The sequence below is a fragment of the Dactylosporangium siamense genome (genome assembly GCF_016862795.1).
GTDB classification, from domain to species: Bacteria; Actinomycetota; Actinomycetes; order Mycobacteriales; family Micromonosporaceae; genus Dactylosporangium; species Dactylosporangium siamense.
This window is the reverse complement of record NZ_BONQ01000066.1, coordinates 1-25,837: the sequence shown is the minus strand read 5'-3', so window position 1 is coordinate 25,837 and position 25,837 is coordinate 1. Positions and strand designations below refer to the sequence as shown.

General features: G+C 72.2%; 26 protein-coding genes. 13 read left to right on the top strand and 13 right to left on the bottom strand.

Annotation, left to right across the window (positions count from 1 at the left end; all coding sequences use genetic code 11):
• The first annotated feature begins 2 nt into the window (after positions 1 to 2).
• Positions 3 to 1,088: a redox-regulated ATPase YchF gene (gene ychF, locus Dsi01nite_RS21660; RefSeq protein WP_203848039.1), complete on the top strand. Its 1,086-nt coding sequence runs from the start codon at positions 3 to 5 to the stop codon at positions 1,086 to 1,088.
• Here the strand turns inward: ychF and Dsi01nite_RS21655 are convergent.
• Together Dsi01nite_RS21655 and Dsi01nite_RS21650 are read right to left on the bottom strand one after the other, a co-directional pair.
• A complete protein-coding gene (locus Dsi01nite_RS21655) occupies positions 1,078 to 1,656 on the bottom strand; it encodes a Uma2 family endonuclease (RefSeq protein WP_203848038.1) in 579 nt (192 codons plus the stop codon). The two genes, ychF and Dsi01nite_RS21655, sit on opposite strands and share 11 nt — an antisense overlap.
• Positions 1,657 to 1,694: 38 nt before the next feature.
• A complete protein-coding gene (locus Dsi01nite_RS21650; RefSeq protein ID WP_203848037.1) occupies positions 1,695 to 2,006 on the bottom strand; it encodes a 4a-hydroxytetrahydrobiopterin dehydratase in 312 nt (103 codons plus the stop codon).
• 206 nt (positions 2,007 to 2,212) lie between these two features.
• Between Dsi01nite_RS21650 and Dsi01nite_RS21645 the strand changes: the two genes are divergently transcribed.
• Positions 2,213 to 2,611, top strand: a complete 399-nt coding sequence (locus Dsi01nite_RS21645; protein ID WP_203848048.1) for a (deoxy)nucleoside triphosphate pyrophosphohydrolase — start codon at positions 2,213 to 2,215, stop codon at positions 2,609 to 2,611.
• Positions 2,608 to 3,108, top strand: a complete 501-nt coding sequence (locus tag Dsi01nite_RS21640) for a DUF1990 domain-containing protein (RefSeq protein ID WP_239136064.1) — start codon at positions 2,608 to 2,610, stop codon at positions 3,106 to 3,108. Before Dsi01nite_RS21645 ends, Dsi01nite_RS21640 begins: the two co-directional genes overlap by 4 nt.
• Before the next feature lie 127 nt (positions 3,109 to 3,235).
• Here Dsi01nite_RS21640 and Dsi01nite_RS21635 read toward each other — a convergent pair whose 3' ends face one another.
• The 6 genes from Dsi01nite_RS21635 to Dsi01nite_RS21610 all read right to left on the bottom strand — a co-directional run bounded on the left by Dsi01nite_RS21635 (position 3,236) and on the right by Dsi01nite_RS21610 (position 10,296).
• Entirely contained in the window at positions 3,236 to 4,240 is a 1,005-nt protein-coding gene (locus Dsi01nite_RS21635; protein ID WP_203848035.1) for a succinate dehydrogenase/fumarate reductase iron-sulfur subunit, read from the bottom strand.
• Positions 4,240 to 6,105 (bottom strand): fumarate reductase/succinate dehydrogenase flavoprotein subunit, encoded by a 1,866-nt coding sequence (locus Dsi01nite_RS21630; RefSeq protein ID WP_203848034.1) that lies wholly within the window; start codon positions 6,103 to 6,105, stop codon positions 4,240 to 4,242. The genes Dsi01nite_RS21635 and Dsi01nite_RS21630 overlap by 1 nt, the downstream gene beginning before the upstream one ends.
• Positions 6,106 to 6,116: 11 nt before the next feature.
• Positions 6,117 to 6,941, bottom strand: coding sequence for a succinate dehydrogenase subunit SdhC (sdhC, locus tag Dsi01nite_RS21625; protein WP_203848033.1), 825 nt, complete (start codon positions 6,939 to 6,941; stop codon positions 6,117 to 6,119).
• A 97-nt stretch (positions 6,942 to 7,038) separates the two neighbouring features.
• Positions 7,039 to 8,403, bottom strand: a complete 1,365-nt coding sequence (locus tag Dsi01nite_RS21620; protein ID WP_203848032.1) for a TldD/PmbA family protein — start codon at positions 8,401 to 8,403, stop codon at positions 7,039 to 7,041.
• A 118-nt stretch (positions 8,404 to 8,521) separates the two neighbouring features.
• Positions 8,522 to 9,958: a TldD/PmbA family protein gene (locus Dsi01nite_RS21615; RefSeq protein WP_203848031.1), complete on the bottom strand. Its 1,437-nt coding sequence runs from the start codon at positions 9,956 to 9,958 to the stop codon at positions 8,522 to 8,524.
• Between the two features lie 53 nt (positions 9,959 to 10,011).
• Positions 10,012 to 10,296: a 4a-hydroxytetrahydrobiopterin dehydratase gene (locus Dsi01nite_RS21610; RefSeq protein ID WP_203848030.1), complete on the bottom strand. Its 285-nt coding sequence runs from the start codon at positions 10,294 to 10,296 to the stop codon at positions 10,012 to 10,014.
• 35 nt (positions 10,297 to 10,331) lie between these two features.
• On the opposite strand from Dsi01nite_RS21610, the gene Dsi01nite_RS21605 reads away from it, so the two are divergent.
• Entirely contained in the window at positions 10,332 to 11,174 is an 843-nt protein-coding gene (locus Dsi01nite_RS21605; RefSeq protein WP_203848029.1) for a hypothetical protein, read from the top strand.
• Here the strand turns inward: Dsi01nite_RS21605 and Dsi01nite_RS21600 are convergent.
• Positions 11,152 to 13,248, bottom strand: a complete 2,097-nt coding sequence (locus tag Dsi01nite_RS21600; protein ID WP_203848028.1) for a S9 family peptidase — start codon at positions 13,246 to 13,248, stop codon at positions 11,152 to 11,154. The two genes, Dsi01nite_RS21605 and Dsi01nite_RS21600, sit on opposite strands and share 23 nt — an antisense overlap.
• 144 nt (positions 13,249 to 13,392) lie before the next feature.
• Here Dsi01nite_RS21600 and mshB point away from each other — a divergent pair, with 144 nt between their 5' ends.
• The 3 genes from mshB to Dsi01nite_RS21585 all read left to right on the top strand — a co-directional run bounded on the left by mshB (position 13,393) and on the right by Dsi01nite_RS21585 (position 15,453).
• The gene (gene mshB, locus Dsi01nite_RS21595; protein WP_239136067.1) at positions 13,393 to 14,241 is read left to right on the top strand and encodes an N-acetyl-1-D-myo-inositol-2-amino-2-deoxy-alpha-D-glucopyranoside deacetylase; all 849 of its coding nucleotides are present in this window, start codon (positions 13,393 to 13,395) and stop codon (positions 14,239 to 14,241) included.
• A complete protein-coding gene (locus Dsi01nite_RS21590; protein ID WP_203848026.1) occupies positions 14,238 to 14,921 on the top strand; it encodes a hypothetical protein in 684 nt (227 codons plus the stop codon). Before mshB ends, Dsi01nite_RS21590 begins: the two co-directional genes overlap by 4 nt.
• A 67-nt stretch (positions 14,922 to 14,988) precedes the next feature.
• A complete protein-coding gene (locus tag Dsi01nite_RS21585; protein WP_203848025.1) occupies positions 14,989 to 15,453 on the top strand; it encodes a hypothetical protein in 465 nt (154 codons plus the stop codon).
• Positions 15,454 to 15,510: 57 nt separating this feature from the next.
• Here the strand turns inward: Dsi01nite_RS21585 and Dsi01nite_RS21580 are convergent, their stop codons facing one another.
• Positions 15,511 to 16,455, bottom strand: coding sequence for a GNAT family N-acetyltransferase (locus Dsi01nite_RS21580; protein WP_203848024.1), 945 nt, complete (start codon positions 16,453 to 16,455; stop codon positions 15,511 to 15,513).
• A gap of 107 nt (positions 16,456 to 16,562) precedes the next feature.
• Here Dsi01nite_RS21580 and fdxA point away from each other — a divergent pair, with 107 nt between their 5' ends.
• Positions 16,563 to 16,889, top strand: coding sequence for a ferredoxin (gene fdxA, locus Dsi01nite_RS21575; RefSeq protein WP_239136063.1), 327 nt, complete (start codon positions 16,563 to 16,565; stop codon positions 16,887 to 16,889).
• An 8-nt stretch (positions 16,890 to 16,897) separates the two neighbouring features.
• The gene (dapC, locus tag Dsi01nite_RS21570; RefSeq protein ID WP_239136062.1) at positions 16,898 to 18,001 is read left to right on the top strand and encodes a succinyldiaminopimelate transaminase; all 1,104 of its coding nucleotides are present in this window, start codon (positions 16,898 to 16,900) and stop codon (positions 17,999 to 18,001) included.
• Positions 18,002 to 18,060: 59 nt separating this feature from the next.
• Here dapC and dapD read toward each other — a convergent pair whose 3' ends face one another.
• A complete protein-coding gene (gene dapD, locus Dsi01nite_RS21565; RefSeq protein WP_203848022.1) occupies positions 18,061 to 18,990 on the bottom strand; it encodes a 2,3,4,5-tetrahydropyridine-2,6-dicarboxylate N-succinyltransferase in 930 nt (309 codons plus the stop codon).
• 33 nt (positions 18,991 to 19,023) lie between these two features.
• Between dapD and dapE the strand changes: the two genes are divergently transcribed.
• Positions 19,024 to 20,091: a succinyl-diaminopimelate desuccinylase gene (gene dapE / locus Dsi01nite_RS21560; RefSeq protein WP_203848021.1), complete on the top strand. Its 1,068-nt coding sequence runs from the start codon at positions 19,024 to 19,026 to the stop codon at positions 20,089 to 20,091.
• Positions 20,092 to 20,097: 6 nt separating this feature from the next.
• On the opposite strand, the gene Dsi01nite_RS58385 is transcribed toward dapE, so the two are convergent.
• Both Dsi01nite_RS58385 and Dsi01nite_RS21555 read right to left on the bottom strand, forming a co-directional pair.
• On the bottom strand, positions 20,098 to 20,232 hold the full coding sequence (locus Dsi01nite_RS58385; RefSeq protein WP_275423405.1) for a hypothetical protein: 135 nt from the start codon (positions 20,230 to 20,232) through the stop codon (positions 20,098 to 20,100).
• 111 nt (positions 20,233 to 20,343) lie between these two features.
• Positions 20,344 to 21,138 (bottom strand): DUF3152 domain-containing protein, encoded by a 795-nt coding sequence (locus Dsi01nite_RS21555; protein WP_203848020.1) that lies wholly within the window; start codon positions 21,136 to 21,138, stop codon positions 20,344 to 20,346.
• 39 nt (positions 21,139 to 21,177) lie between these two features.
• On the opposite strand from Dsi01nite_RS21555, the gene Dsi01nite_RS21550 reads away from it, so the two are divergent.
• From Dsi01nite_RS21550 to Dsi01nite_RS21540, 3 genes are read left to right on the top strand one after another with little or no spacing between them, the layout of a single operon-like run.
• On the top strand, positions 21,178 to 21,972 hold the full coding sequence (locus Dsi01nite_RS21550; RefSeq protein WP_203848019.1) for an LOG family protein: 795 nt from the start codon (positions 21,178 to 21,180) through the stop codon (positions 21,970 to 21,972).
• A complete protein-coding gene (locus tag Dsi01nite_RS21545; RefSeq protein ID WP_203848018.1) occupies positions 21,972 to 22,538 on the top strand; it encodes an LOG family protein in 567 nt (188 codons plus the stop codon). Before Dsi01nite_RS21550 ends, Dsi01nite_RS21545 begins: the two co-directional genes overlap by 1 nt.
• Positions 22,539 to 22,550: 12 nt before the next feature.
• Positions 22,551 to 25,760, top strand: a complete 3,210-nt coding sequence (locus Dsi01nite_RS21540; RefSeq protein ID WP_203848017.1) for an ATP-dependent helicase — start codon at positions 22,551 to 22,553, stop codon at positions 25,758 to 25,760.
• Positions 25,761 to 25,837 lie beyond the last annotated feature (77 nt).

The following is a 25,837-nucleotide window of genomic DNA, read 5'->3' as shown; positions in this document are numbered from 1 at the left end:
CCGTGGCACTCAGCATCGGGATCGTCGGCCTGCCCAACGTCGGCAAGAGCACCCTGTTCAACGCGCTCACCAAGGGCGACGCGCTCGCCGCGAACTACCCGTTCGCGACGATCGAGCCCAACGTCGGCGTCGTCGGCCTGCCCGACACGAGGCTGGGGCGCCTCGCCGAGCTGCACAGCTCGGTGAAGATCATCCCGGCGCCGGTGTCCTTCGTCGACATCGCGGGCCTCGTGCGCGGCGCGTCCAAGGGCCAGGGCCGCGGCAACGCGTTCCTCGCCAACATCCGCGACGCCTCCGCGATCTGCCAGGTCGTGCGCGCCTTCGCCGACCCCAACGTGGTCCACGTCGACGGCAAGGTCTCCCCGTCCGACGACATCGAGACCATCAACACCGAGCTGATCCTCGCCGACCTCCAGACGATCGAGAAGGCCCTGCCCCGCCTGGAGAAGGAGGCGAAGGTCCAGAAGCAGCGCGCCGGGATCGCCGCCGCCGCGAAGGCCGCGGGCGAGCTGCTCAACGGCGGCACCACGCTCTACTCCGGTGCCGCCAAGGCCGGCATCGACGTCGCGGACCTGCAGGAGCTGCACCTGCTCACCGCCAAGCCGTTCCTCTACGTCTTCAACGTCGACGAGGCCGGCCTCGCCGACCCCGCCTTCCTGGACGAGCTGCGCGCGCTGGTCGCCCCCGCCGAGGCGATCTTCCTGGACGCCAAGATCGAGTCGGAGCTCACGGACCTGGACGAGGAGGAGGCCCTGGAGCTGCTCGCCTCGATCGGCCAGCCGGAGCCGGGCCTGCACCAGCTGATCCGGGTCGGGTTCCGCACGCTGGGGCTGCAGACGTATCTGACCGCCGGCCCGAAGGAGACGCGCGCCTGGACGATCCCGATCGGCGCGACCGCCCCCGAGGCCGCGGGCGTCATCCACTCGGACTTCCAGCGCGGCTTCATCAAGGCCGAGGTGGTCAGCTTCGACGACCTGATGACCGCCGGGTCGCAGAACGCCGCCAAGGCCGCCGGCAAGGTCCGCATCGAGGGCAAGGACTACACCATGCAGGACGGCGACGTGGTCGAGTTCCGCTTCAACGTCTAGGGCGGCCCAGGCCGTTCAGGTCGAGCGTGATCTCGAACGGCCTGGTGGTGTGCAACTCGCCGCTGTGGATGCCGGTCGGCACGTACTGCCGGGTGGGTTCGTCGAGCTCGTAAGCGTGCACGACCGGTGAGGAGTCCTCTTCCTCGACGCGCCAGTAGTGCGCGACGCCGGCCTCCGCATACTTGCGCGGCTTCACCATCCGGTCACGGTATGCGGACTCCGGCGAGACGACCTCGACGACCAGCAGCACCTGTTCCGGTGTGAAGAACGTGCGGCTCGGGTCGTGCGCCACCGCCGTGGCGAGCAGGTCGGACTCGAATCGGTTGCGCGTGTCGAGCCGGATGGCCGTCTCCCGCGCGATCTCGACCCCTGCCGGCGCCTGGCCCGTCAGTGCATGCGCCAGGGCGTCGACGAGCCGGTCGTTCCCGGCCGGTGGAGGGAACAGCCTGAACACGAACGCGCCATGCAGCATCTCGGTGTGCGGCGGTGCCTCGAGAAGATGGTCGAGGTCGTCGGCATGCCAGCCCTCGATGCGAGGTGCGTACATCCACTCGGGCAGCGCGGTCACGGCCGGCATTGTAACGATGGGTGATCGCGCGCTGGCGCTCAGGCGGCGCCGGCGATGATGGTGCGGTAGAGGTCCTCGATGCGGGCGGCCAGGGTGACCTCGCCGGGCGACAGGTCCGTCACGCCCGGGACCCGGAGGCGGATCTGGGTGCGGCCGTCGAGGCGGCGCACGTCCGGCCGCACCTGGAGGGCGTCGGCGACGATCTTCATACGCTCAGTGAGTGCCGCATGCTGGGAATCGTCCAGATGCAGCGTCCGGCGGATCTCCTCGCCGTCGTGCGTCCAGCCTTGCAATAAGTCCAGCGCATCGCTGAGATAGTCACGGTGCTGTGCACTCCGCCTGGCCCGCATTACGACCTACCCTCCCGCGGCATCGTTGCCGGCTTGTGGCCGTTTCGAAGCCTGCCCGTCATCAACGGTGACTGCAAGTCTCCTGTGCGACTGGTGGATCTGTCCACGGCCACATTTCCCTCGTCTGGTGAACAACAGGGCAGAGGGGGCCACCGGAACTTCATTTGGATCTGGCACCCTGGTTGCCCGTGCAGACCGAACGGTTGATGCCAAGGATCATCGTCGGAGCCGCGATCATCTCGGATGGTCGCGTCCTGGCCTGCGAGCGCGCCTTACCGCCCGAAATGGCCGGTAGATGGGAGTTTCCTGGAGGGAAGGTGGACCCGGGGGAGACGGAGGTGCAGGCGTTGATCCGGGAGTGCCAGGAGGAGCTCGGGGTGGACGTCGAGGTGGGTGCCCGCGTCGGGGATGACATCACGATGCTCGATGGCGCCGCGATTCTCAAGGTCTACGTCGCGCGGCTGGTGAACGGGGCGGTGCCCGTACCCCTGGAACACAGCGACATCAGATGGCTGGCCGGCGACGAGCTCGACTCGGTGCCCTGGCTGCCGGCCGACGCGCCGATCGTGGTCGCGCTCCAGCCGTTGCTACCTTCGACGGCGTGACCGTCACCTACCCCGAGGTCGGGGCGACCCGTGAAGGCCCCCTGCCGCCCGGCTACCACCACGTGCGGCGACGGGTGAGGGTCGGGCAAGGGCACGAGGCCTTCACCGCCGCAGCGGCCGCCCTGGCCCGCTGGGAGCCCCAGCGCGGTGCGGGGCTGAGGCTGCGCAGCGACGCGGACCGGGTCGCGCTCGGCGGGCGGTTCTCCACGGGGATCGGTGTCGGCCCGCTGCGGCTGTGGGTGCCGTGCCTGATCGTGTGGGTCGTCGAGGAGCCCGAGCGCTACGGGTTCGGCTTCGGCACCCTGCCCGGCCACGTGGAGACCGGCGAGGAGTCGTTCCTGCTGAGCGTGGAGCCGGGCGGCGAGGTGTGGTTCGAGATCAGGGCGTTCAGCCGGCCGGCGAAGTGGTGGGTCCGGCTCGGCGGTCCCGTGGCGAAGCTGGTCCAGTCGGCGGTCACGGACCGTTACGCGAAGGCCATGCAAAAAGCGCCCCTCTAGCCAAAGGCCATGCAAGAGGCGCCCCTCTGGCCAAAGGCCATGAAAGAGGCGCCCCTCCAGCCACAGAGGCCATGCAAAAGGCGCCCCTCCAGCCAGAGGGGCGCCCTGCAGCCTGACGGGCTGGTTGCTAGTGGCCGTCCCCGGTCGGGGGCGACGGATGCTGGTAGCGCAGCTGCTCCGGCGGCAGCGGGAACACCTGGTCGTCGCCGAACGGCGAGCCGGCCGCGGCCCGGTCCAGCGTGAGCTCCGCGACCACGAGCTTGCCGTCGGCGCCGACGGGCGCCTCCTGCGGCACGGGGCCTTCCTGGTGCCAGTTGCTGCCGGAGTCGGCGGCCGCGGCCGCGGGCTTCGGGCTCGCCGACACGGGCTGCTCGTCCAGCTGGTCACGACGGAAGATCTTGCGTCCGAGCCAGGTCACCGGGTCGTACCTCCGATCGACAACACGTTCCTTCATCGGGATGATCGCATTGTCAGTGATTTTGATGTGCTCGGGGCAGACCTCGGTGCAGCACTTGGTGATGTTGCAGTAGCCCAGACCCTGCTCGGCCTGCGCGAGCTCCTTGCGGTCGTCGCGGGCGTCGAGCGGGTGCATGTCCAGCTCGGCGGCCCGGATGAAGAACCGGGGGCCGGAGAACGCGTGCTTGTTCTCCTCGTGGTCACGGATGACGTGGCACACGTTCTGGCACAGGAAGCACTCGATGCACTTGCGGAACTCCTGCGAGCGCTCCACGTCGACCTGCTGCATCCGGTACTCACCGGGTGCGACACCCGCCGGTGGGGCGAACGCGGGCAGCTCGCGGGCCTTCTGGTAGTTGAAGTTGACGTTGGTGACCAGGTCGCGGATCACCGGGAACGTCCGCAGCGGCGTGACCGTGACGGTCTCCGTCTCGTTGAACGTCGACATCCGGGTCATGCAGCCCAGCCGCGGCTTGCCGTTGATCTCCATCGAGCAGGAGCCGCACTTGCCGGCCTTGCAGTTCCACCGCACGGCCAGGTCGGGGGTCTGGGTGGCCTGCAGCCGGTGGATGACGTCGAGCACGACCTCGCCCTCGTTGACCTCGACCTGGAAGTCCTCCAGCGAGCCGCCGGTGTCGTCGCCGCGCCAGACGCGGAAGTGGCGTTTGGTGCCCATCACAGCTCCTCGTCGGTCATGTACTTGGCGAGCTCGGTCTGCTCGAACAGGCCCTGCAGTTCGGGACGCATCACCGGCAGCGGCTGGTGCTCGAGGCGCACGTCCTCACCGTCGAGCGAGCAGACCAGGTTCACCTTGCGCCACTTCGGGTCCATCTTCGGGAAGTCCTCGCGGGTGTGCCCGCCGCGCGACTCGGTGCGCTCGAGGGCCGCCTTCGCGGTGCACTCGGACACCACGAGCATGTTGCGCAGGTCCAGCGCGAGGTGCCAGCCCGGGTTGTACTTCCGCCCGCCGCTCACGCCGACCTTCTTGACCCGCTCCTTGAGCTCGGCCAGCCGCGTGATCGACTCCCGCAGCTCCCCGTCGCGCCGGATGATGCCGACCAGGACGCCCATGATCTCCTGCAGCTCGTGGTGCAGGGTGTACGGGTTCTCCCCGGCGTCCGCGCGGGCGAGGGGCGCGAGCGCCGTGTCGACGGCCGCCTCGACGGCCGCGGCGGACGGCTTGCGCCGGCCGATCTTCTCGGCGTGCGCGGCCGCGTGCTCGCCGGCCCGCTTGCCGAAGACCAGCAGGTCGGACAGCGAGTTGCCGCCGAGCCGGTTGGAGCCGTGCATGCCGCCGGACACCTCGCCGGCCGCGAACAGCCCGGCCACCGCGGCGGCGGTCGTGTCGGCGTCGACCTCGATGCCACCCATCACGTAGTGGCAGGTCGGCCCGACCTCCATCGGAGCGGCCGTGATGTCGACGTCGGCCAGCTCCTTGAACTGGTGATACATCGACGGCAGTCGCTTGCGGATCTGCTCGGCCGGCAGCCGGCTGGCGATGTCGAGCAGCACGCCGCCCGCCTTCGTGCCGCGGCCCGCCTTGACCTCGCTGTTGATCGCGCGGGCGACCTCGTCACGGGGCAGCAGCTCCGGGGGGCGCCGGTTGTTGTCCGGGTCGGAGTACCAGCGGTCGGCCTCCTCCTCGGTCTCCGCGTACTGCTTGCGGAAGACGTCGGGGACGTAGTCGAACATGAACCGCTTGCCCTCGGTGTTGCGCAGCACGCCGCCGTCACCGCGGACCGACTCGGTGACCAGGATGCCCTTCACCGACGGCGGCCAGACCATGCCGGTCGGGTGGAACTGCAGGAACTCCATGTTGATCAGCGTCGCGCCGGTGCGCAGCGCGAGGGCGTGCCCGTCGCCGGTGTACTCCCAGGAGTTCGAGGTCACCTTGTAGGACTTGCCGACACCGCCCGTGGCGAGCACGATCGCGGCGCTCTCGAACAGCACGAAGTCGCCCGACTCGCGGTAGTACCCGAACGCGCCGGACACCGCGCCGTCCTCGACGAACAGCTCCGTGATCGTGCACTCCTGGAAGACCCGGATCCGGGCCTCGTAGTCGCCGTGCTCGGCGAAGTCCTCCTGCTGCAGCGACACGATCTTCTGCTGCAGGGTGCGGATCAGCTCCAGGCCGGTGCGGTCACCGACGTGTGCGAGCCGTGGGTACTCGTGACCGCCGAAGTTGCGCTGGCTGATCTTGCCGTCCTTGGTGCGGTCGAACAGCGCGCCGTAGGTCTCCAGCTCCCAGATGCGGCTGGGGGCCTCCTTGGCGTGCAGCTCCGCCATCCGGAAGTTGTTGAGGAACTTCCCGCCGCGCATCGTGTCGCGGAAGTGGACCTGCCAGTTGTCCTTCGAGTTGACGTTGCCCATCGCCGCGGCGGCGCCGCCCTCGGCCATGACGGTGTGCGCCTTGCCGAACAACGACTTGGAGATGATGGCGGTCTTCTTGCCGGCGAGCCGAGCCTCGATCGCGGCGCGCAGCCCGGCGCCACCGGCGCCGATGACCACGACGTCGTACGTGTGTCGCTCGATGTTGGTCATGGGTTGTGTCCTCAGTTGAAGAACCGGAAGTCGGTGATCCACTCGGCCGAGACCGCCATGACGTAGGCGTCGGCGATGATCACCGAGAAGAGCGAGGCCCAGGCGAACTGCTGGTGCTTGGCGTTGAGCTTCGACACGAGGCCCCACGCGCGATACCGCACCGGGTGCTTCGAGAAGTGCTTGAGCCGCCCGCCGATGATGTTGCGGCAGGAGTGGCAGCCAAGCGTGTACGCCCAGATCAGCACCGCGTTGACGGCGAGGATCAGCGTGCCGAGCCCCATGCCGACGCCGCCGTCCTTGCCGTGCCAGGCGAGGACCGCGTCGTACGTCAGGACCGAGCCGACCAGGATCGCGGCGTAGAAGAAGTATCGGTGGATGTTCTGGAAGATCAGCGGGAAGCGGGTCTCACCGGAGTAGGTCTTGTGACCGTCCGGGACCGCGCACGCCGGCGGCGACAACCAGAACGAGCGGTAGTACGCCTTGCGGTAGTAGTAGCAGGTCAGCCGGAACCCGCCGGGCAGCACCAGGATGATCATCGCCGGTGACAGCCACGACGGCAGCTGCGGGATCGGCTGGCCGAGGAAGTGGCTCGACCCCTCGACGCAGCTCTTCGTCAGGCAGGGGGAGTAGAACGGCGCCAGGTAGTGCTCGGCGCTCGCCCAGTAGTACTTGTTCATGATGGCGCGGACCAGGCCGTAGACCACGAAGGCCCCGAGACCGAGGAACACCAGCAGTGGCTGCAGCCACCACCGGTCCGTCCGCAACGTTTTCTCGCTGATCGCTGCGCGGGGCCCCGCGCCCGAGGCTGACCGAAGCCTGGCCGGCGTGGTCGTCATGGTGAATGCTCCCTGTTGGCGCGAGGGACGGGCCGATGTACCGATCTGTGGTCGGTGCACACGTTACGCGCGGCTCCACCCGGCCTGGTGATCGCCCTCACCCAGACGCGCCACCGGTGTAGTTCCACGAGGCGAGACGCAGCGCCGGGGCGATCGCGCCGGACTCCGACCAGGCCCCCGGCAGCTCGACCCCGCGCGGTCCGACACCGAGCACCGCGCCGGGCGCCAGGGCCTGCGCATACGACTGCGTGAACCGGAAGTTGCGCACCGGCGTGGTCACCACGCCGTCCTCGATGAGCCACACCCCGTTGCGGGTCAGGCCGGTCACGACCAGCGTGCGCGGGTCCAGCACCCGGGTGTAGTGGTTGTCGGTCACCAGCAGCCCCCGCCGCACGCCACCGACCAGCGCGGCCACCCCCGAGTCGGCGGCCGGGCCGTCGACCTCGACCGGGGCCGGCCCGTCGTGCGCGAGCAGCCGCAGGCTGGCCGGCACCGCGCCGAAGCTGGCCCCGCCGGGGATCGCGTGCCCGGTCGAGGTGGTCTGCGACTTCGCCGCGGTCCGGCGGTCGTGCACCACGGCGCTCGACACGCCCGCGTCGACCAGCACCACCCGCTGCCGCGGGGTGCCCTCCACGTCGAACGGCAGCGCCGTCGAGTCCGCCGCCGTCGCGTCGTCGACCAGCGTCACCGCGGGGTCGAACTGCGCCGCGCCCAGCTCCAGGAACGACTGCCGGTCCTGCAGCATCTTCGCGTTGAACCCGTACACGGCGAGCATCTGCAGCACGTCCGCGACCGCGGTCGGCTCCAGGACCACCTCGTAGTGCCCCGGCGGCAGCTCCACCGGGTCCGCGCCGGCCCTCGCCTTCGCCGCCGCCCGCGCCCCGAGCACCGCGCCGTCGAGGTCGGCGAGCCGGGTCGAGGCCAGCCTGGCGAGCCCGTCGGAGCTGGCGGTCCGCGCGATGCCGTCCATTGCCGCGCTGGTCCGCCCGCCGGTCAGCTGCTGCCCGGCCGAGTTGAGGTAGACGACGCGGGTCGCCGAGGTGCGGCAGTAGCCGGCGACCTCCAGCCCTCGCGCCTGGTCGACGAAGGCCCGCACCCTGGCCGCCCGCTCGTCCGGCGCGGCCGCCGCCGTCGCCTCGTCGAAGTTGCCGCCGGCCGGCGGTGCATCGTGCGGTGCGAGACCGGGCCAGGTCGGGTCGGCCGGGGCGAGACGCATCGAGGCCACCGTGCGACGCACGAAGTCCTCCACCCCGTCGACGACCGTGCTGGACGCGGTCGCGGTCCTGCCGTCGGCGTGCAGCCTGAGCCGCACCGTCGTGGTCTCGTCGGCGACGTTCTGGTGGATGTAGGAGTTGGCGAACCGGGTCAGCGACAGCGCGCCCCGCTCGACCACCACCTCCGCCTCGACACCGTCGCCGACCAGCTTCAGCACCCGAGCCGCCAGATCGGTCTCGTCGCTCATGCCGCCACCTCCGCTTCGCCCCGACGTCGCCCCGAGCCGACCCTGCGCCCCTGCAAGGCGGTTCCCGCGCCGCGATCCGGCCCGGTCATGCCGCCACCTCCGCTGCGCTCCGGACCGCTCATCCCCGCACCCCCACGCGCACGTTCTGGAAGCGGGCCGCGGCCGCCGGGTGGCCGGTGTGCCCGATCTGGCCCGGCTGGCCCTTGCCGCAGTTGGGCGTGCCCCACGCGGTGAGCTCCGAGCCCAGCATGTCCATCGACCCCCAGAACCGCGGCCCGATGCCCGTGTAGGTCGGGTTGCGCAGCATCCGGCCCAGCCTGCCGTCCTTGATCTCCCAGCCGATCTCGCAGCCGAACTGGAAGTTGAGCCGCTTGTCGTCGATCGACCAGGACCGGTTGAAGTCCATCAGCACGCCGTCGGCCGTCGAGGCGATCATCTCCTCCAGGCTGTGCGGCCCCGGGGTCAGCCCGACGTTGGTCATCCGCACCATCGGCAGCCGCGCCCAGCCGTCGGAGCGCACGCTGCCGGCATAGTCGAGCCCGGCGACCGCCGCCGAGTCCCGCCCCGCCAGGGTGCCGACCCAGATCCCGTCCTTCACCGCGTGCCGTGGCGCCGCCGGGGTGCCCTCGTCGTCATACCCGAACGACCCGAGCGCACCGGGGATCGTCGGGTCGATCGTGATGTTCATGAGCTCGGAGCCATATCGCAGCTGGTTGAGCTTCGCCAGATCCAGCCAGCTGGTCCCGGCGAACGCCGCCTCCCAGCCGAGGATGCGGTCCAGCTCGATCGCGTGCCCCACCGACTCGTGGATCTGCAACGCCATCTGCTCGCTGCCCAGGATCAGCGTCGTCTCACCCGACGGGCACCGCGGCGCCGTGAGCAGCGCCCGCGCCTCGTCGGCGATCCGCGCCGCGTGCGCCGTCAGGTCCAGCTCGTCGACGAGCTCCCAGCCCCTCGTCCCATACTGCCCGCGGTATGACGGATACGACCGCCGCTGGGTCTCGCCGTCGCCGATCACGGTCGCCGAGATGCCCGCGCCCGCCTCGCGGATGTGCTGGTCGATGCGATGCCCCTGCGACGACACGAACCACTTCCGCGTGTCCCAGATCTGGTAGATCCCCTCGGCGATGTCGGCGCCGCCCTTGTGCGCCTCGGCCGTCGCGCCCGTCAGCAGGTCACCCTTGGTCGACAGGGCCACCCCGAGCGGATCCACCTCGCAGACGCTCGCCCACGAGTCCGTGCGCGCCTCGACCTCGACCAGGTCCACGGCCGGCGCCGGCACCGTCGCGGACGCCCGCGCGATCGCCGTGGCCCGCTCACCCGCCCGCCGCGCCGCGTCCCGGCCCAGATCGGGCAGGGCGAAGAAGCCCCAGCTCGACCCGACCAGCGCCCGCACACCGACCCCGGCGTCCTCGGCCTGGCTCAGGTCCTCGATCTCACCGTTGCGCGCACTCATCGATTCGGACCGCCGATGCATCACGCGTGCGTCGGCATACCGGGCCCCGGCTGCGAGGGCCGCCTCGACCGCCGCGCCCGCCACGTCGAAGTGGGTCATGTCTGGACCCTACCGACCGCCTACGACATTCGGACCCTTTGTCCTACCGTGACCTACCCGATCAACTCGTTGATCTGGCGGGCGAGGGTGATGTCCTTCTCCGTCACACCGCCTTCGCTGTGGGTGCTGAGGCGGAACGTCACCGTCCGCCACCGGATGTCGATGTCGGGGTGGTGGTCGGCCTGTTCGGCCACGTGCGCCACCTCCGCCACCAGACGGATCCCGTCGAGGAACGTCTCCGCGGTCACGGAACGCTCGATCCCCTCGACGTCCCCGGCCCACCCGCTCAGGTGGGCGAGCGCGGTTGCCACCTCGTCGCTGCCGAGCACTGCTGTCATGCCGGAAACGCTACCGCTTCCAGTACAAAGAGAGCATGTCCATCGCCGGTGTCACCCGTGAGCTCCTCGTGCGCTACCTCGACCTGTGGGTGCCGGGGGCGGTGCACTCGCCGCACGGGGCGACGTTCCTGCAGGCGTCGGCGACCGGGCTGGACGGTGACATCGCGGAGGCGGCGCTGCGGGCGGGTGCCGAGTTCGGCGACCGCCTCTCCAGGCGGCGGCTGACGCTGCTGTTCGTGGCCCCCGAGGTCGGCGACGTGCAGGGGCGGCTCGACGGCGTCCGGCGGGAGCTGCGGACACCGCCGGAGCTGTCGGTGCACGTGATGCCGGGATCGGTGGCGGTGATGCTGAAGGCGCTCGGCGCCCACTCCGGCCCGCTGCTGTCCCTGATCGACGGGATCGACCCGGCGGTCGTGCAGGTCGGCAAGCCCGCCGAGGTGATCACCGTGGACGTGCCGCGGGAGGAGCTGCGCGGGTTCGAGCTCACCGCCGCCGTGACGCTCGTGGAGGGGCACGACGAGCGGACGATCGGGTTCGGGACCCGGTCGGCGAAGAGTCTCGAGGCGTTCAAGAACGAGATGTGGGCGCTCGACGAGTACGCGGGGGTGCGGTACCGCGACCCGAACGATCCCGAGGGTCACCTCATGGACATCGCCCTCGAGCCGAACCCGGGCGCGCTGCGGCGGGAACTGCTGGCGCTCCTGCGCACCGGCGGGCGCACCGTCACCGAGCTGAAGCGTTTCGCGCTGACCGAGACGGTCTACCGGGCCGCCGACGCGGTCAAGGTGGTCACCGCGCTGCTGCAGAGCGGCGCGGTGACCAGGGAACCCAGGGACGGCCGCCTCGGCGGCGACGTCACGATACGGATCGCCGGATGAAGTCCAGCTCGATGCGCAGCAGCTTCTCGGCCAGCCCGCCGGCGGCCATGTGGGTCGCGCCGGTCAGCGGGATCATCGAGTGCGGGCGGCCCGAGCCGAGCAGCGCCGCGGACAGGCGCAGGGTGTGCGCGGCGACCACGTTGTCGTCGACGAGGCCGTGCACGAGCAGCATCGGGCGGGCCTCCTCGGGCCGCACCGGCGGTTCCGCCGCGAGCTCGATCAGCGAGTTGTGGCCGTACACCTCCGGCGCTTCCGCGGGCAGTCCGAGATACCGCTCGGTGTAGGCGGTGTCGTAGAGCTCCCAGTCGGTCACCGGGGCGCCCACGACCGCACAGCGGTAGACGTCGGGGCGGCGCAGCACGGCGAGCGCGGACAGCCAGCCGCCGAACGACCAGCCGCGGATCGCGACCCGGTCCAGGTCCAGGTCCGGGTGCTTCTCCGCGAGGGCCTGCAGCGCGTCGACCTGGTCGGTGAGGATCACGTCGGAGAACCGCCGGTGGATGGCCTTCTCGAAGCTCGGCGCCACGCCCGGCGTGCCCCGGTTGTCGATCGTGACGACCGCGAACCCGGCGTCGGCCCACCACTGCTTCTCCATCCAGCGGGCCCGCGCGGCGACGACCTCCTGGTGGCCGGGGCCGCCGTAGATCGCGACGAGCACCGGCAGCCGGCGACCGGCGACGTGGCCGCGCGGGTAGAGCACGGCGGTGGGCAGCCGCCGGTCCGTGACCCGCTCCAGCACCGGTCTCGGCGCGAAGGGCGGCGTCGCGGCCAGCGACGGGATGGTCCCGATGACCGCGTCGTCGTGGCGGATGGTGTACTGCCACCCGGCGTGCTCCAGGGTCTGCGACCCGATCACCACGGTCCGTCCGGCGGCGTGGGCGACGTGCCAGCCGGGCTCCGCCGTCAGGCGCTGTGCCTGCGCGCCGGCGTGCGAGACCGGGATGCGGAACACGTGCTGCTCGCTGGGCTCACCCTCGCTGGCCTCGACGACGAGGTCGGCGCCGAGCCGTCCGGCGACCCGCCGCACGTACAGGTTGGGCGGGGTCAGCAGGCTGCCGTCGGCGAAGAGGCAGCGCGAGTCGTAGCCGTCGTGGGCCAGCTCGCCGCCGACGAGGACGCGCCCGTCGACGAGGTGCTGCGGGGTGCCGGGGACCGGCTCGACCCAGCGGGGGTCGGCCAGCTCGGCGTGCACCTGCGTCTCGCCGGTCCGCGGGTCGACCGCGATCACCAGGCCGTGCTGCTGGAGGCGGCGCAGCACGGTGAGCAGCGGTCCGCCCTGCTCGGTCCAGGAGGCTTCCACCAGGTACGGGTACGTCTCCCGGTCCCAGTGCACGTCCACCCAGCCGCCGTCCAGGTCCAGGACGTGCAGCGTGACCTTGGCGTTCGTGGCGCCGGCGTGCGGATACGCCACCGACGTCGGCGGCTGGTCCGGCTGCGACGGGTCGTGCAGGTGCCAGCGGGGCACCCTCGACTCGTCGACCCGCGCGGTGAGGATGCTGCGGCCGTCCGGGGCCCACCAGTACCCCCGGAAGCGGTGGAACTCCTCGGCCCCGATGAACTCCGCCAGACCCCAGGTCACACCCTCCTCGCCGGCGAGGACGGCGTCGGTGCCGTCGGGTTCGATCACCCGGAGGGCACCACCGGTCACGTACGCCACCCGGCGACCCGCCGGGTCCGGGCGCGGGTCGACGGCGGGGCCGGCCGTGCGCAGCTCGGTGAGGTCGCCGGTCAGCAGGTCCACCCGGAACAGCCGGCCACCGAGCGGGAAGACGGCGATCACGCCGGCGGCGTCCATCGCGTAGGACCCGATCCCGCCGGCCGAGAGCCGCAGCCGCTCGCGCAGCGCCCGCTCCGCCGCGGGCAGGTCGACGTCGTCGCCCAGCAGCTGCGCCGGGTCCGCCAGGCGGCGTTCGGCCCGGGTCGCCACGTCGTACACCCACAGTGCGTCGCTGCTGTCCTCGGGCCCGGCCGAGCGCAGGAACACCACCCGCGCCCCGTCGGAGGTCACCGTCACGGCGCGGGGTGCGCCGTAGGTGAAGCGTCGGGTGCGCGCGGCCAACTCCGGATAGTCCACCCCGGAATGTTTACCCGAAGCGGCGCGATTGTCATGTTCCGCGGGGGCCGCGCCGCGGGGGAAGTGTCATACGCACGTCGTAGAGTTGGCGCTGTGAGTGCTCGGAGCATCCTGTTCGTCCACGCGCACCCCGACGACGAGTCGATGGGGACCGGCGCGACGATGGCCCATTACGCGGCTGCCGGCGCGCGCGTCACCCTGGTCACCTGCACGCTCGGTGAGGAGGGCGAGATCCACCGGCCGGAGCTCGCCGGGCTCGCCGCGGGTGCGGCCGACCAGCTCGGCGGATACCGCATCGCGGAGCTGGAGGAGGCGTGTCGCCGGCTGGGCGTCACCGACCACCGGTTCCTCGGCGGCGCGGGACGCTATCGCGACTCCGGGATGATGGGCACCCAGCCCAACGAGCACCCCCGTGCGTTCTGGGGCGCCGACCTGGACGCCGCCGCGGGAGAGCTGCTCGCCGTGATCCGCGAGGTCCGCCCGCAGGTCGCCGTCACCTATGACCCCAACGGCTTCTACGGTCACCCTGACCACATCCAGGCCCACCGGGTGCTGATGCGGGCGGTCGAGCTGGCCGACGCCGAGGGGATCGCGCCGGTGAAGGTCTACTGGACCGCGGTGCCGCGCAGCGTCCTGGAGGCGGGGATGGCGGAGTTCCGCGACTCGTCGGACAACCCGTTCGCCGACGTGGAGAAGCCCGAGGACCTGCCGTTCGGCACCGCCGACCACGAGATCGCGGCGCGGCTGGACGGGCACGAGTTCGCCGAGGAGAAGACCGCCGCGCTGCGCGCCCACGCGACGCAGATCCCGCCGTCGTCGTGGCTGTTCGCGATCGCGGGCAACTTCGGCGCCGAGTTCATGGGCGTGGAGTATTACCAGCTCGCCCGCGGGGTCAAGGGGCCCGGCGTGGGTCCGCACGGCTGGGAGGAGGACCTCTTCTCCGGTGTCGACGTCGAAGCGGTCACCCCGCAGCTGGAGACCGCGGCGTCGTGACGAAACGGAAGCCGGGGACCGCGGCGCGCGCCGACCAGTCGTCGACCGGGCCGGCCGCGGAGGCGTCGACCGGGGCGGCCGCCGAGGCGTCGACCGGGGCGTCCTCCGACGAGTCGGTCGACGCGCCGGTCAACGCCGGTGCCGATGGCGAGGTGTTCGCGCCGGACACCGGGTTCACCGTGCCCGACGGTGTCGCGCCGGTGGGGAAGGCGGAGGTGGCGGGTGGGCCGTTCGACCTCCCGCTCACGATCGTCGCGCTGGTCGTCGCGGTGCTGCTCGCGTTGCTCCTCGCGGTCTTCGAGGCGTTCCTGGTCCCGCTGCGCGTCTCCGATCTCGGGTTCTCCGAGCCCGGCGGGTGGAACTGGCGGCTTCCGGTGTCGCCGGTCCTGGCGCTGGTGACCAACCCGCTGCTCGTGTGGTTCGCGATCAGGTCGACCGGGCGGCCGTTGGCGGCGCTGCTGCCGGCCGGGGCATGGTGTGTCGTGTGGGTGCTCGCCGCCGCTCCCACCGCTGAGCGGGACCTGATCCTGACCGATGACAACTGGGTCGGGCTGCTGACCCTGCTGGGCGGTCCGATCGTGTTCGCGGTCGCCATCTACCGGCATGTGCTCCGGCGGCAACTCGCGCCCTCAGCCAACTCCAAGGCAACCCCTCTTGCGCCACGGAGCGTGGACAGGTAGACACGTTCCCGCACCGTCCGTGACCGTGGGCGGCCAGCGGCGGACGAGCACCAAGCGGAGGCGTGGCATGAAGGAGCGGTGGCTGCCGGTCGGCCTCGTCGCGGGGGCACTCTTCCTCGTCAACGTCGTCGCGCGGCTCGTCGTGCGGTTCGCCGCCGGCAGCGACGACGACAAGCAGATCACCATCGGCCTGTGGGCGCTGTTCGCGGTCGGTGCCGTGATGATCCCCATCGCGTTCTGGTATGCGCGCCGCCACTCGATGCTCCGCGTGGTGGCCGACCTGGGCATCGCCGTCGTCGCCGCGTGCGTGCTCGCGGTGGTGGTCGGCCCGTTCGTGTCGGGCGCCACGCCGTTCGGCGACGGGGTGGGGCTGGTGTTCCGCCAGTTCTTCTACTTCGTCGGGCTGTCCGCGATCGGCGCCGTGCTGGGCGTGCTCGCGCTGATGACGTTCGGCCTGGACTACCGGTCGCAGTCGTGGAAGCGCTACATCGACCGCGCCGGCACCAAGCCCCGCCGCGTCGTCCGCCGCTAGCCGGCCCTCATGATCCGGTAGACCTCGTGCACCGGCAGGTACACCAGGTCCACTGGATCACGCGGGCAGGTAGCGGGTCAGGTAGACGTGGTGCGTGGTGAAGCCGAGTCGTTCGTACAGGGCGACGGCGCCCACGTTGCGCTGCTCCACCTGGAGGTAGGCGTCGGTGGCGCCGGCCGCGACGCCCCACGCGACGAGCGCCGCGATCACCCGGCGGGCCAGCCCCTGCCGCCTGGCGCGCTCCTCGGTGCCGATCAGCGCCAGGCCCAGCCAGCGCCCGTCCGGGTCGGCGACGCAGCCCCGCCCGGTCGCGAGCAACGCGTCACCCTCGTCGCGGAGCGTGGCGAAGCGCACCTGGGGCACCCCGGTGAGGACGTCGATCGCGGAGGCGGGCAGCGGACCCTTCCGGCCGGCGACCGCGGTCAGCCACTCCGGCGACGGTGCGGCGTCGAGGGTGACCCGCGGGTCCTCCTGGGCCGCCAGGTCGGCCAGCCGGGCCGTCATGAGCAGCGTCAGCGGCATCGGCGTCCAGCCGCGCCGCTCCAGCTCGGCGTCGATGCGCTGGAAGAGCGGCAGCGGCACGCTCATCGCCGGGGGGAGGCCGCGGTCCTGGTACCACCGCGTGACCTCGTCGACGGCCTCGGACAGCGGCAGATCGGGGTCGCCGACGGGGAGCGCGGAGTTGCCCCGCATCGTCCAGCCGTCGGTGGCGCGCAGCAGCCAGTCGCCGAGCTGGCCGCGCTCGCGGGCGGGCCAGCCGGCCGCGGCGGCGACCTCCAGGGCCTCGGTCGGCGTGAAACGGCGCCGGTCGGGGATAGTCTTGGCCCGGTAGATCTCAGCCGTTGGAACGCGGATGGCTCCGTCGCGCGCACGCACTGTGAGATGTGTCTCGGTCGCCTCAACGAGGTGGCCCAGAATGTCCGAGTACACGGGCCGATCGTCGCGAAGTCCCACGATGCGGCGCACCACGACCCGACTTCCCACGTGCTGTGGACCGAGCACGCTGCACCTCCGGCCGGACGGGATACTAGGCTCGTACCCGCCGCGGTAGGGATGCGGCGGGGTTCGCCAACCACGTTGGCAGCCTCAGGCGCGAAAGAGGGCGACCCGTGACATACATCATCGCCGAACCTTGCGTGGATCTGCTCGACAAGGCGTGCATCGAGGAGTGCCCTGTCGACTGCATCTACGAGGGCAACCGCATGCTCTACATCCACCCGGATGAGTGCGTCGACTGTGGTGCCTGCGAGCCGGTGTGCCCGGTCGAGGCGATCTTCTACGAGGACGACGTCCCGGAGAAGTGGAAGGACTTCGTCGGCGCCAACTACACGTTCTTCGACGAGCTGGGTTCGCCCGGTGGCGCCTCGAAGGTCGGGAAGGTCGAGAAGGACGCGACGTTCGTTGCGGGCCTGCCGCCGCAGGAGCACGACCACTGACCGGCACCGTGCCGCCCGGAGCCCGGCGCGCGCTCGCTGCCGGGCTGCCGGACTTTCCGTGGGACCGGCTGGAGCCGGCGAAGGCCGCCGCGGCCCGACACCCGGGCGGCCTCGTCGACCTGTCGATCGGCACGCCCGTCGACCCGGTGCCCGCGGCGATCCGTGCTGCGCTCACCCAGGCGTCGGACTCGCCGGGCTACCCGCTGACCGCGGGCACGCCCGCGCTGCGGGCCGCGATCCGCGACTGGGTGACCCGCTGGTGCGCGCCGGCGGGCGACGGCTTCGGGGTGCTGCCGACGATCGGCTCGAAGGAGCTGGTCGCGTGGCTGCCGACGCTGCTCGGGCTCGGCCCCGGCGACACCGTGGTCATCCCACCGGTGTGCTACCCGACCTATGAGGTCGGCGTGCAGCTCGCCGGCGCGACCGTGGTCCGCGCCGACTCGCTGACGTCGCTCGGCCCGGCGCGGGTCCGCCTGGTGTGGGTCAACTCGCCGTCCAACCCGACAGGTCGCGTGCTGCCCGCCGCCCACCTGCGCAAGGTCGTCGACTGGGCCCGCGAACGCGGCGCGGTCGTGGCCAGCGACGAGTGCTACCTGCCGCTGCCGTGGGAGGCCGAGCCGGTCTCGATCCTGTCGGTCTGCGACGGCCGCTTCGACAACGTCCTCGCGGTGCACTCGCTGTCGAAGCGCTCCAACCTGGCCGGATATCGCGCCGGCTTCGTCGCCGGCGACCCCGCCCTGGTCGAGGAGCTGCTCGCGGTGCGCAAGCACGCCGGCATGATCGTCCCCGCGCCGGTCCAGGCCGCGATGGTCGCCGCCCTCGGCGACGAGGAGCACGTGCGGGTCCAGCGCGAGCGGTACGCCACCCGCAGGACGATGCTGCGTGCCGCCTTCGAGAAGGCCGGTTTCACCGTCGAGCACTCCGAGGCGGGGCTGTACCTGTGGCTGACCCGTGGCGAGGACTCCTGGGACACGGTGGCGTGGCTCGCCGAGCGCGGCATCCTGACCGCTGCCGGCGCGTTCTACGGCCCGGAGGGCCAGCGGCACGTCAGGGCCGCCCTGACGGCGTCCGACGAACGCGTCGCGGAAGCCGCGAGACGCCTGACCTCATGATCCGGTAGACCTTGTGCACCCAGGGGTTCACAAGGTCTACCGGATCACGGGAAGCGAGCTCAGTTGGCGTGCAGTGCGGCGTTCAGCTCGATGCCGCGGCCCGCCCGCTCGCGGACCTCCAGGCGGCCCGAGACCGAGTTGCGGATGAACAGCAGGTTGGGCACGCCCGACAGCTCGCGGGCCTTGACCACGGTGCCGTCGGGGAGGGTGAGCTTCGAGCCCGCCGTGATGTAGCAGCCGGCCTCCACGACGCAGTCGTCGCCGAGCGAGATGCCGACGCCCGCGTTGGCGCCCAGCAGGCAGCGCTCGCCGAGGCGGATGACCTCCTTGCCGCCGCCGGAGAGGGTGCCCATGATCGAGGAGCCACCGCCGACGTCGGTGCCGTCGCCGACGACGACGCCGGCGGAGATGCGGCCCTCGACCATCGAGGAGCCGAGGGTGCCGGCGTTGAAGTTGACGAAGCCCTCGTGCATGACGGTGGTGCCGGGCGCGAGGTGCGCGCCGAGGCGGACCCGGTCGGCGTCGGCGATGCGGACGCCGGAGGGGGTGACGTAGTCGACCATCCGCGGGAACTTGTCGATGGCGAAGACGGTGAGCCGGCGGCCCGAGGCCAGGCGCAGCTCGTCGACCTGCTCGGGCAGGCAGGGGCCGGCGGAGGTCCACGCCACGTTGGCGAGCAGTCCGAACTGCCCGTCGAGGTTGGCCTGGTGCGGCTGGATGAGCCGGTGCGAGAGCAGGTGCAGCCGCAGGTACGCGTCGGCGGTGGAGGCCGGCGCGTCGCCGAGCGAACCGATCTCGACCCGGACCACCTCGATCGACAGCGAGGGCAGTGGCGCCTCGCCGGTCGGGGCGAGCGCCGGGAGCTCGGCGGGGACCGGGCCCAGGCCGAGGTGACCGGTGGGGAACCAGGCGTCCAGGACCTGCCCGGAGGCGGTCACGGTGGCCAGGCCAAGCCCCCAGGCGGGGGAGTCGATGTAGGCGGTCGTCACGTGGTCGAACGCTACCGCATCTAGGGTATGGGCATGCTTTCCCGTGACGTGCTCGCCGATCCCGTCGCCCTGACCCGTGCCCTGGTCGACATCGAGTCGGTGTCCGGCAACGAGGCGGACATCGCCGACCAGGTCCAGCACGCGTTGAGCGGCACGGCGCTGAAGGTGGAGCGGTTCGGGCACACGATCGTCGCGCGCACCGAGCTCGGCCGCCCGGAGCGGGTCGTGCTCGCCGGGCACCTGGACACGGTGCCGCTCAACGACAACTGGCCGTCGCGGACCGAGGGCAACCTGCTGCACGGCTGCGGCACCTCGGACATGAAGTCGGGCACGGCGATCGCGTTGCACCTCGCGGTCACCGAGCCGGAGCCGCGGCACGACGTCACGTACGTGTTCTACGAGTGCGAGGAGGTCGACTCGGCGCGCAACGGGTTGAAGATCCTCGCCGACGGCCGGCCGGGGCTGCTCACGGACGCCTCGTTCGCGCTGCTGCTGGAGCCGACGCACGGCCTGGTCGAGGCCGGCTGCCAGGGCACGCTGCGGGTCCTCGCCCGCACCTGGGGCAGGCGCGCGCACTCGGCCCGCTCCTGGCTCGGGGACAACGCGATCCATAAGGCCGCCCCGATTCTGCAGCGGCTGCTGGGGTACGAGCCACGCACGGTCATCATCGACGGCTGCGAGTTCCGCGAGGGGCTCAACGCGGTCCGGGTGAGCGGCGGGGTGGCCGGCAACGTCATCCCCGACGAGTGCGTGGTCGAGGTCAACTTCAGGTTCGCGCCGGACCGCTCGGAGGAGCAGGCCGCGGCGCACGTGCGGGACGTGCTCGCGGGCTTCGAGCTGGAGGTCGTCGACTCGGCGCCGGCCGCGCTGCCAGGGCTGGACGCGCCGCCCGCCCGGGAGTTCCTCGCCGCGATCGGCCGCCCGCCGCGGGCGAAGCTGGGTTGGACGGACGTGGCCAGGTTCGCGGCGCTGGGCATCCCGGGACTCAACTACGGCCCGGGTGATCCGAACCTCGCGCACAAGCAGGACGAGCACGTCGAGATCGACAAGATCGTCGAGGGCGCCGACGTGGTGCGGCGCTGGCTGACCACCGGGCCGTAACCGACCTCAGCGGTCGTGCGTTGACGGATCCGGGGGCTCGACCCGGGGGTCCATCGCGGCCAGCGAGCGGCGCACCGCGAGGACCTCACGGATCCGGCGGTTCATCTGCCGCTTGCGACGATCGTGATCCGCACGTGTCATGCCGGTCACCCCCTATGCCTTGCCGTCCGGTATATCGGGTACGACGCGACGGCACCGGAAAACGTTGCCCTCTGCACCTGATTTCTCACCGGAGCGCGACGTTCGGGCTAATCAGCGCGGGGCGGCCGGGCCGGTCACGTAGGTCCTGCCGTCCGGATACGGCCACGGGTTCTGCACGCAGCCCTCCAGCCCGAAGGTCTGCCTGGCCATGACCGGCGCCGGCGCGCCCTTGCGCGGGCACACCACGTGGCCGTTGCCGAGGAAGTGCCCGACCTCGTGGTTGACCACCATGTCGCGGTAGTCGGCGAGCCGGGGGTACCAGGCGACGCCGAGCTGCCACCGCTTCAGGTTGATGATCACGTCCCGCCCGCCGCGGCAGGAGACCTCGCCGCGGGTGCGCACCCCGCGTTTCGCGCACATCGTGTCGGTCGTGCCAGGGGTGGCCAGGTGCACGGTCAGCTCGCTCGGCTGCCCGGCCGGCACCCGCTGGAAGGAGAACCTGGCACCGGCGATCCAGCTTCTCGGGTCCGAGAGCGTCGCGTGCACGGCCGCCGCGAAGTCCTCCGGATCGACCCCCGACCCCTGTTCGGTGCCGACGGTGTACCGCACGAGCCGCCCGGCGCCACCGACCCGCGCCGCGCCGGTGCCGCTGAAGTCGAACTTCCCCGTGCCGCGGGCGGGGACCGCGGTGACCACCACCGCCGCGGGCGACGGCGACGTCGAGGACGGGCCCACGGACGGCACGGCGGACGGCGACGGAGCCGCCGGCGGCGCCGAGGAGAGCGCCGGGGACGGCGACGGAGCGGCCGTCGGCACGGATGCGGTGCCGAAGCCGTACCAAATCACACCGACACCGGCGATGACCGTGACCGCCAGCGCGCCGATCATCCCCCGAGGACGCCCCATGGCTGCATTGCATCACGAGATCCACGTACGGTGGGGACCATGACCGAGGGTAGGACCAGTCAGCCGCCCGAGCGGCACCGCGGACCGGTGACACTGCGCCGCGACTCGATTCCGCTGAGCACCGCCGACCAGCGTCTGCTCGACTCGCACCTGCGCGGCGAGTGGAAGACGAAGGACGCCTGGCGGGCGCTGCGGATCCTGAGCGAGTTCGTCGAGGGCTTCGACACCCTGGCGGACCTGCCGCCGTCCGTGAGCGTCTTCGGCTCCGCCCGCAGCAAGCCGGACAGCCCGGAGTGGAAGCTCGGCGAGGACCTCGGCGCGGCGCTCGCCCGGGCCGGCTACGCGGTCATCACCGGCGGTGGCCCCGGGGTCATGGAGGCGGCCAACAAGGGCGCCGCGGAGGCCGGCGGGCTGTCGGTCGGGCTCGGCATCGAGCTGCCGTTCGAGCAGGGGCTCAACGAGTGGGTCGAGCTCGGCATCGACTTCCGCTACTTCTTCGCCCGCAAGACGATGTTCGTCAAGTACGCGCAGGCGTTCGTGGTCCTGCCCGGCGGGTTCGGCACCCTCGACGAGCTGTTCGAGGCGGTGACCCTGGTGCAGACCAAGAAGGTCACCCGCTTCCCCGTGGTGCTGATGGGCACCGCGTACTGGCAGGGCCTGGTCGACTGGATCCGCGACACCATGCAGGTCGACGGCAAGATCGGCCCCGAGGACCTCAACCTGTTGTTCCTCACCGACGACGTCGACGAGGCCGTCCGGCACATCGTCAAGGCCGGCGAGGAGGACGTCGAGGCCGCCTCGGCCCGCCGCACGGCCCGCGAGGCGAGCGGCTGATGGCCGCGATCGGCGTGTTCTGCGCCTCCTCGCAGCGGCTCGACCGGCGCTGGCTCGACCTCGCGCACGAGGTCGGGCTGGAGATCGGCCGCCGCGGCCACGAGCTGGTCTCCGGCGGCGGCTGCGTCGGCATGATGGGCGCCGTCGCCGACGGCACCCGCGACGGCGGCGGCCGCACCTACGGTGTGATCCCCCAGTCGCTGGTCGACCTGGAGGTCGCCGACACCAAGTCCGACGAGCTCGTCGTCACCGACGGCATGGCGTCGCGCAAGACGCTGATGATCGAGAAGGCGGACGCGTTCGTGGTCCTGCCCGGCGGCCTGGGCACCCTCGACGAGCTGTTCGAGGTGTGGACGACCGCGATGCTGGACCTGCACCGCAAGCCGGTGCTGCTGTTCGACGCCGACGGCTTCTACGCCGGTCTGCTCGACTGGCTGCGCGGCCTCACCACCCAGGAGTTCGTCCGCCCGTCGGCGCTGTCGATGCTGCTGGTGTCCCGCGACGTGTCCGAGTCACTCGACCTGCTGGAAGCGAGCCTCCTCGGAGGAACTGTCGGACCGTCGTGATTGCATAGCGGCGTGACCGCGACCGCTTCCCCCCGCCGCGCCTACCGTCTGGTGCGGCGGCCCGTCCCGGCGGCGGTCCCGATCGACGTGGATCCGTGGCAGCGGCTCGTCGTGGAGCACCGCGCCGGCCCCCTGCTCGTCGTCGGCGGGCCCGGCACCGGCAAGACGACCACCCTCGTGGAGGCCGTCGCCGCCCGGGTCGCCGAAGGGGTCGACCCGGAGCGGATCCTGGTCCTGACGTTCGGCCGGCGCGGCGCGGTGCGGCTGCGGGACCGCATCGAGGCCCGGCTCGGTCGCGCGGCCGGGTTGCGCACCACCGCCGAGCCGATGGTGCGGACGTTTCACGGCTATGCGTTCGGCCTGCTGCGCCGCGCCGCCGTCGAGCGGGGCGAGGCCTCGCCCCGGCTGCTCACCGGCCCCGAGCAGGACCTCGTCATCCGCGAGCTGCTGCAGGGTTCGCCGGCGCCGTGGCCGGAGGCGCTGCGTGGCGCCCTCGCCACCCGGGCGTTCGCCACGGAGCTGCGCGACCTGCTGCTGCGCGCCGTGGAGCGGGGCGTCGACCCGCCGGGGCTGGCCCGGCTCGCGGGCGTGCACCGGCGCCCCGACTGGGCCGCCGCGGCCCGGTTCTTCGAGGAGTATCTGCAGGTCCTCGCCCTGCGCGACGCGACCAGCCGGGGCGCCGTCGCCTATGACTACGCCGAGCTGGTGCGGGCCGCCGCCGGGCTGCTGGCCGACGAGCCCGACGTCCTCGCCGCGGAGCGGCGCCGCATCGACCACGTCTACCTCGACGAGCTGCCCGACACCGACCCGGCCCAGATCGAGCTGCTGGACCTGATCGCCGGGGCGGGCGCGCACCTCGTCGCGTTCGCCGACCCGGACTCCTCGACGTTCGCGTTCCGCGGCGCCGACCCCGGCATCGTCGGCGAGTTCCCCGACCGGTTCCGCACCGCCGGCGGGCGGCCCGCGCCGCAGGTCACCCTCCCGCGCTCGCGCCGGCTCGGCGAGGGGCTGCTCGCGCCGACCCGCCGGATCGCGGCGCGCCTGCGCGGCCCCGCCCGGCACCGGCTGCTGGAGGCGCAGCGCCCCGGCGGCACCGTGGAGACCGCGACGTTCGGCTCCGAGACGACCGAGGCGGCGTTCCTCGCGCACCGGCTGCGGGAGGCGCACCTGCTGCGCGGCGTCCCGTGGTCCCGCATGGCGGTCCTGGTGCGCTCCACCGCCCGGCAGCTGGCGCCGCTGCAGCGGGCGCTGCACGCGGCCGGCGTGCCGACCGTCACCGAGGCCGAGGACCTGCCGCTGCACCTGCAGCCGGCGATCGCGCCATTGCTGCTGCTCCTGCGCTGCGCGCTGGATGACGCCCGGCTCGACGAGGACGCCGCGATCGCGCTGCTGCACTCACCGCTCGGCGGCGCCGACCCCCTCGCCGAGCGGCGCCTCCGGCAGGGCCTGCGCGCCCTCGCGCTCGCCGCCGGCGACCGGCGGCCGTCCGGCCCGCTGATCCTGCAGGCCCTGCGCCGCCCCCAGGAGCTGGCCGACGTCGAGCGCCGGTGGGCGGCGCCGGCCCGCACCGTCGGGCAGCTGCTCGCCGCCGTCCGGGACGCCGCCGCCCGCCCCGGCGCCACCGCCGAGGAGGTGCTGTGGGCCGCCTGGCAGGGCAGCGGCCTCGCCGAGCGGTGGGCGGCCCTGAGTGCCCGGGGCGGTCACCGCGGCGCTGCCGCCGACCGTGACCTGGACGCGGTCGTGTCGCTGTTCGACGCCGCGGCCCGCTTCACCGACCGGCTCCCCGGCGCCGGCACCGCCGTCTTCCTCGACCACGTCGAGGGCCAGGACCTGCCCGCGGACTCCCTCGCCCCGTCCGCCGACCGCGGCGAGGCGGTCCGCATCCTGACCGCGCACGCCGCCAAGGGCCTCGAGTGGGACGTCGTCGCCGTCGCCGGCGTGCAGGAGGGGGTCTGGCCCGACCTGCGGCTGCGCGGCAGCGTGCTGGGCTCCGAGCTGCTCGTCGAGGTCCTCGCCGGGCGCACCATGGAGACGATCGGCCGGCTGTCGGCGCTGCTGGACGAGGAGCGCCGGCTCTTCTACGTCGCCGTCAGCCGGGCCCGCGAGCAGGTCATCGTCACCGCGGTCGCCTCCGGCGACGGCGAGGAGCAGCCGAGCCGGTTCCTGCTGGAGCTGATCAACGCCGACGAGGACGAGGACGCGGAGCTCGACGGCGCCGTCGTGTTCGCGGGAGGCGTGAACAACGCGATTATGGGCAGGCCGCCCAGGGCGTTGACCCTGCCGACGCTCGTCGCCGAGCTGCGGGTCGCGCTCATCGACCCCGACGCCACCGACGAGCGCCGCGCCGCGGCCGCCGCGATCCTCGCCCGGCTCGCCGCCGAGGGCGTGCCGGGCGCCGACCCGGACAGCTGGTGGGGGCTGCCGCCGCTGTCGGACGACCGGCCGCTGGTCGACCCGGGCGAGGCGGTGACGGTGACCCCGTCCACGGTGGAGAGCGTCGACCGGTGCAGCCTGCGCTGGCTCCTCGAGCGGCACGGCGGGCAGCTGTCCCCGTCGCCGGAGCAGTCGATCGGCAACCTCGTGCACGCCGCCGCGATGCTCGCCTCCGACGCGAGCGCCGACCGGGCCCAGCTCGTCGCGTATGTCGCCGACCGCTTCGACGCGATCGAGCTGTCCGCGCGCTGGCTCGCCGGCCGCGAGCGGGACCGCGCCGAGACCATGCTCGACAAGCTCATCGGCTGGCTCGCCGGCAACCCGCGCCGGCTCGTCGCGATCGAGCAGGACTTCCTCGTGGAGCTCGCCGACCCCGAGGCCCCGGTCGAGATCAAGGGCCGCGTCGACCGGCTCGAGCTCGACGAGCAGGGCCGGCTCGTCGTCGTCGACCTCAAGACCGGCAAGTCCATCCCGGCCAACGCCAACCTGGCCGAGCATCCGCAGCTCGCGGCCTACCAGGCGGCGATCGAGCTCGGCGCGTTCGAGGAGTCCACCGTCCCCGGCGGCGCGTCGCTGGTCCAGCTCGGCGGCGAGACCGGCGCCGCCCGCGAGCAGGTCCAGCCGCCGCTCGCCGAGTCCGGCGACCCCAACTGGGCGCAGGCCCTGGTGAAGAAGACGGCGAAGACGATGGCCGCCTCGACGTTCGACGCCGTCGTCAACAACAAGTGCCGGGTCTGCCCGGTCAAGACCTCCTGCCCCGTCTCGGGCAAGGGCCGGCACGTCACATGACCGGCCAGCGGAGCGTCTCGGGCCGGTCGTCGGGGGCTCAGCAATGGGTCAGGCGCCCGGAGCGGAGTGAGGACGTA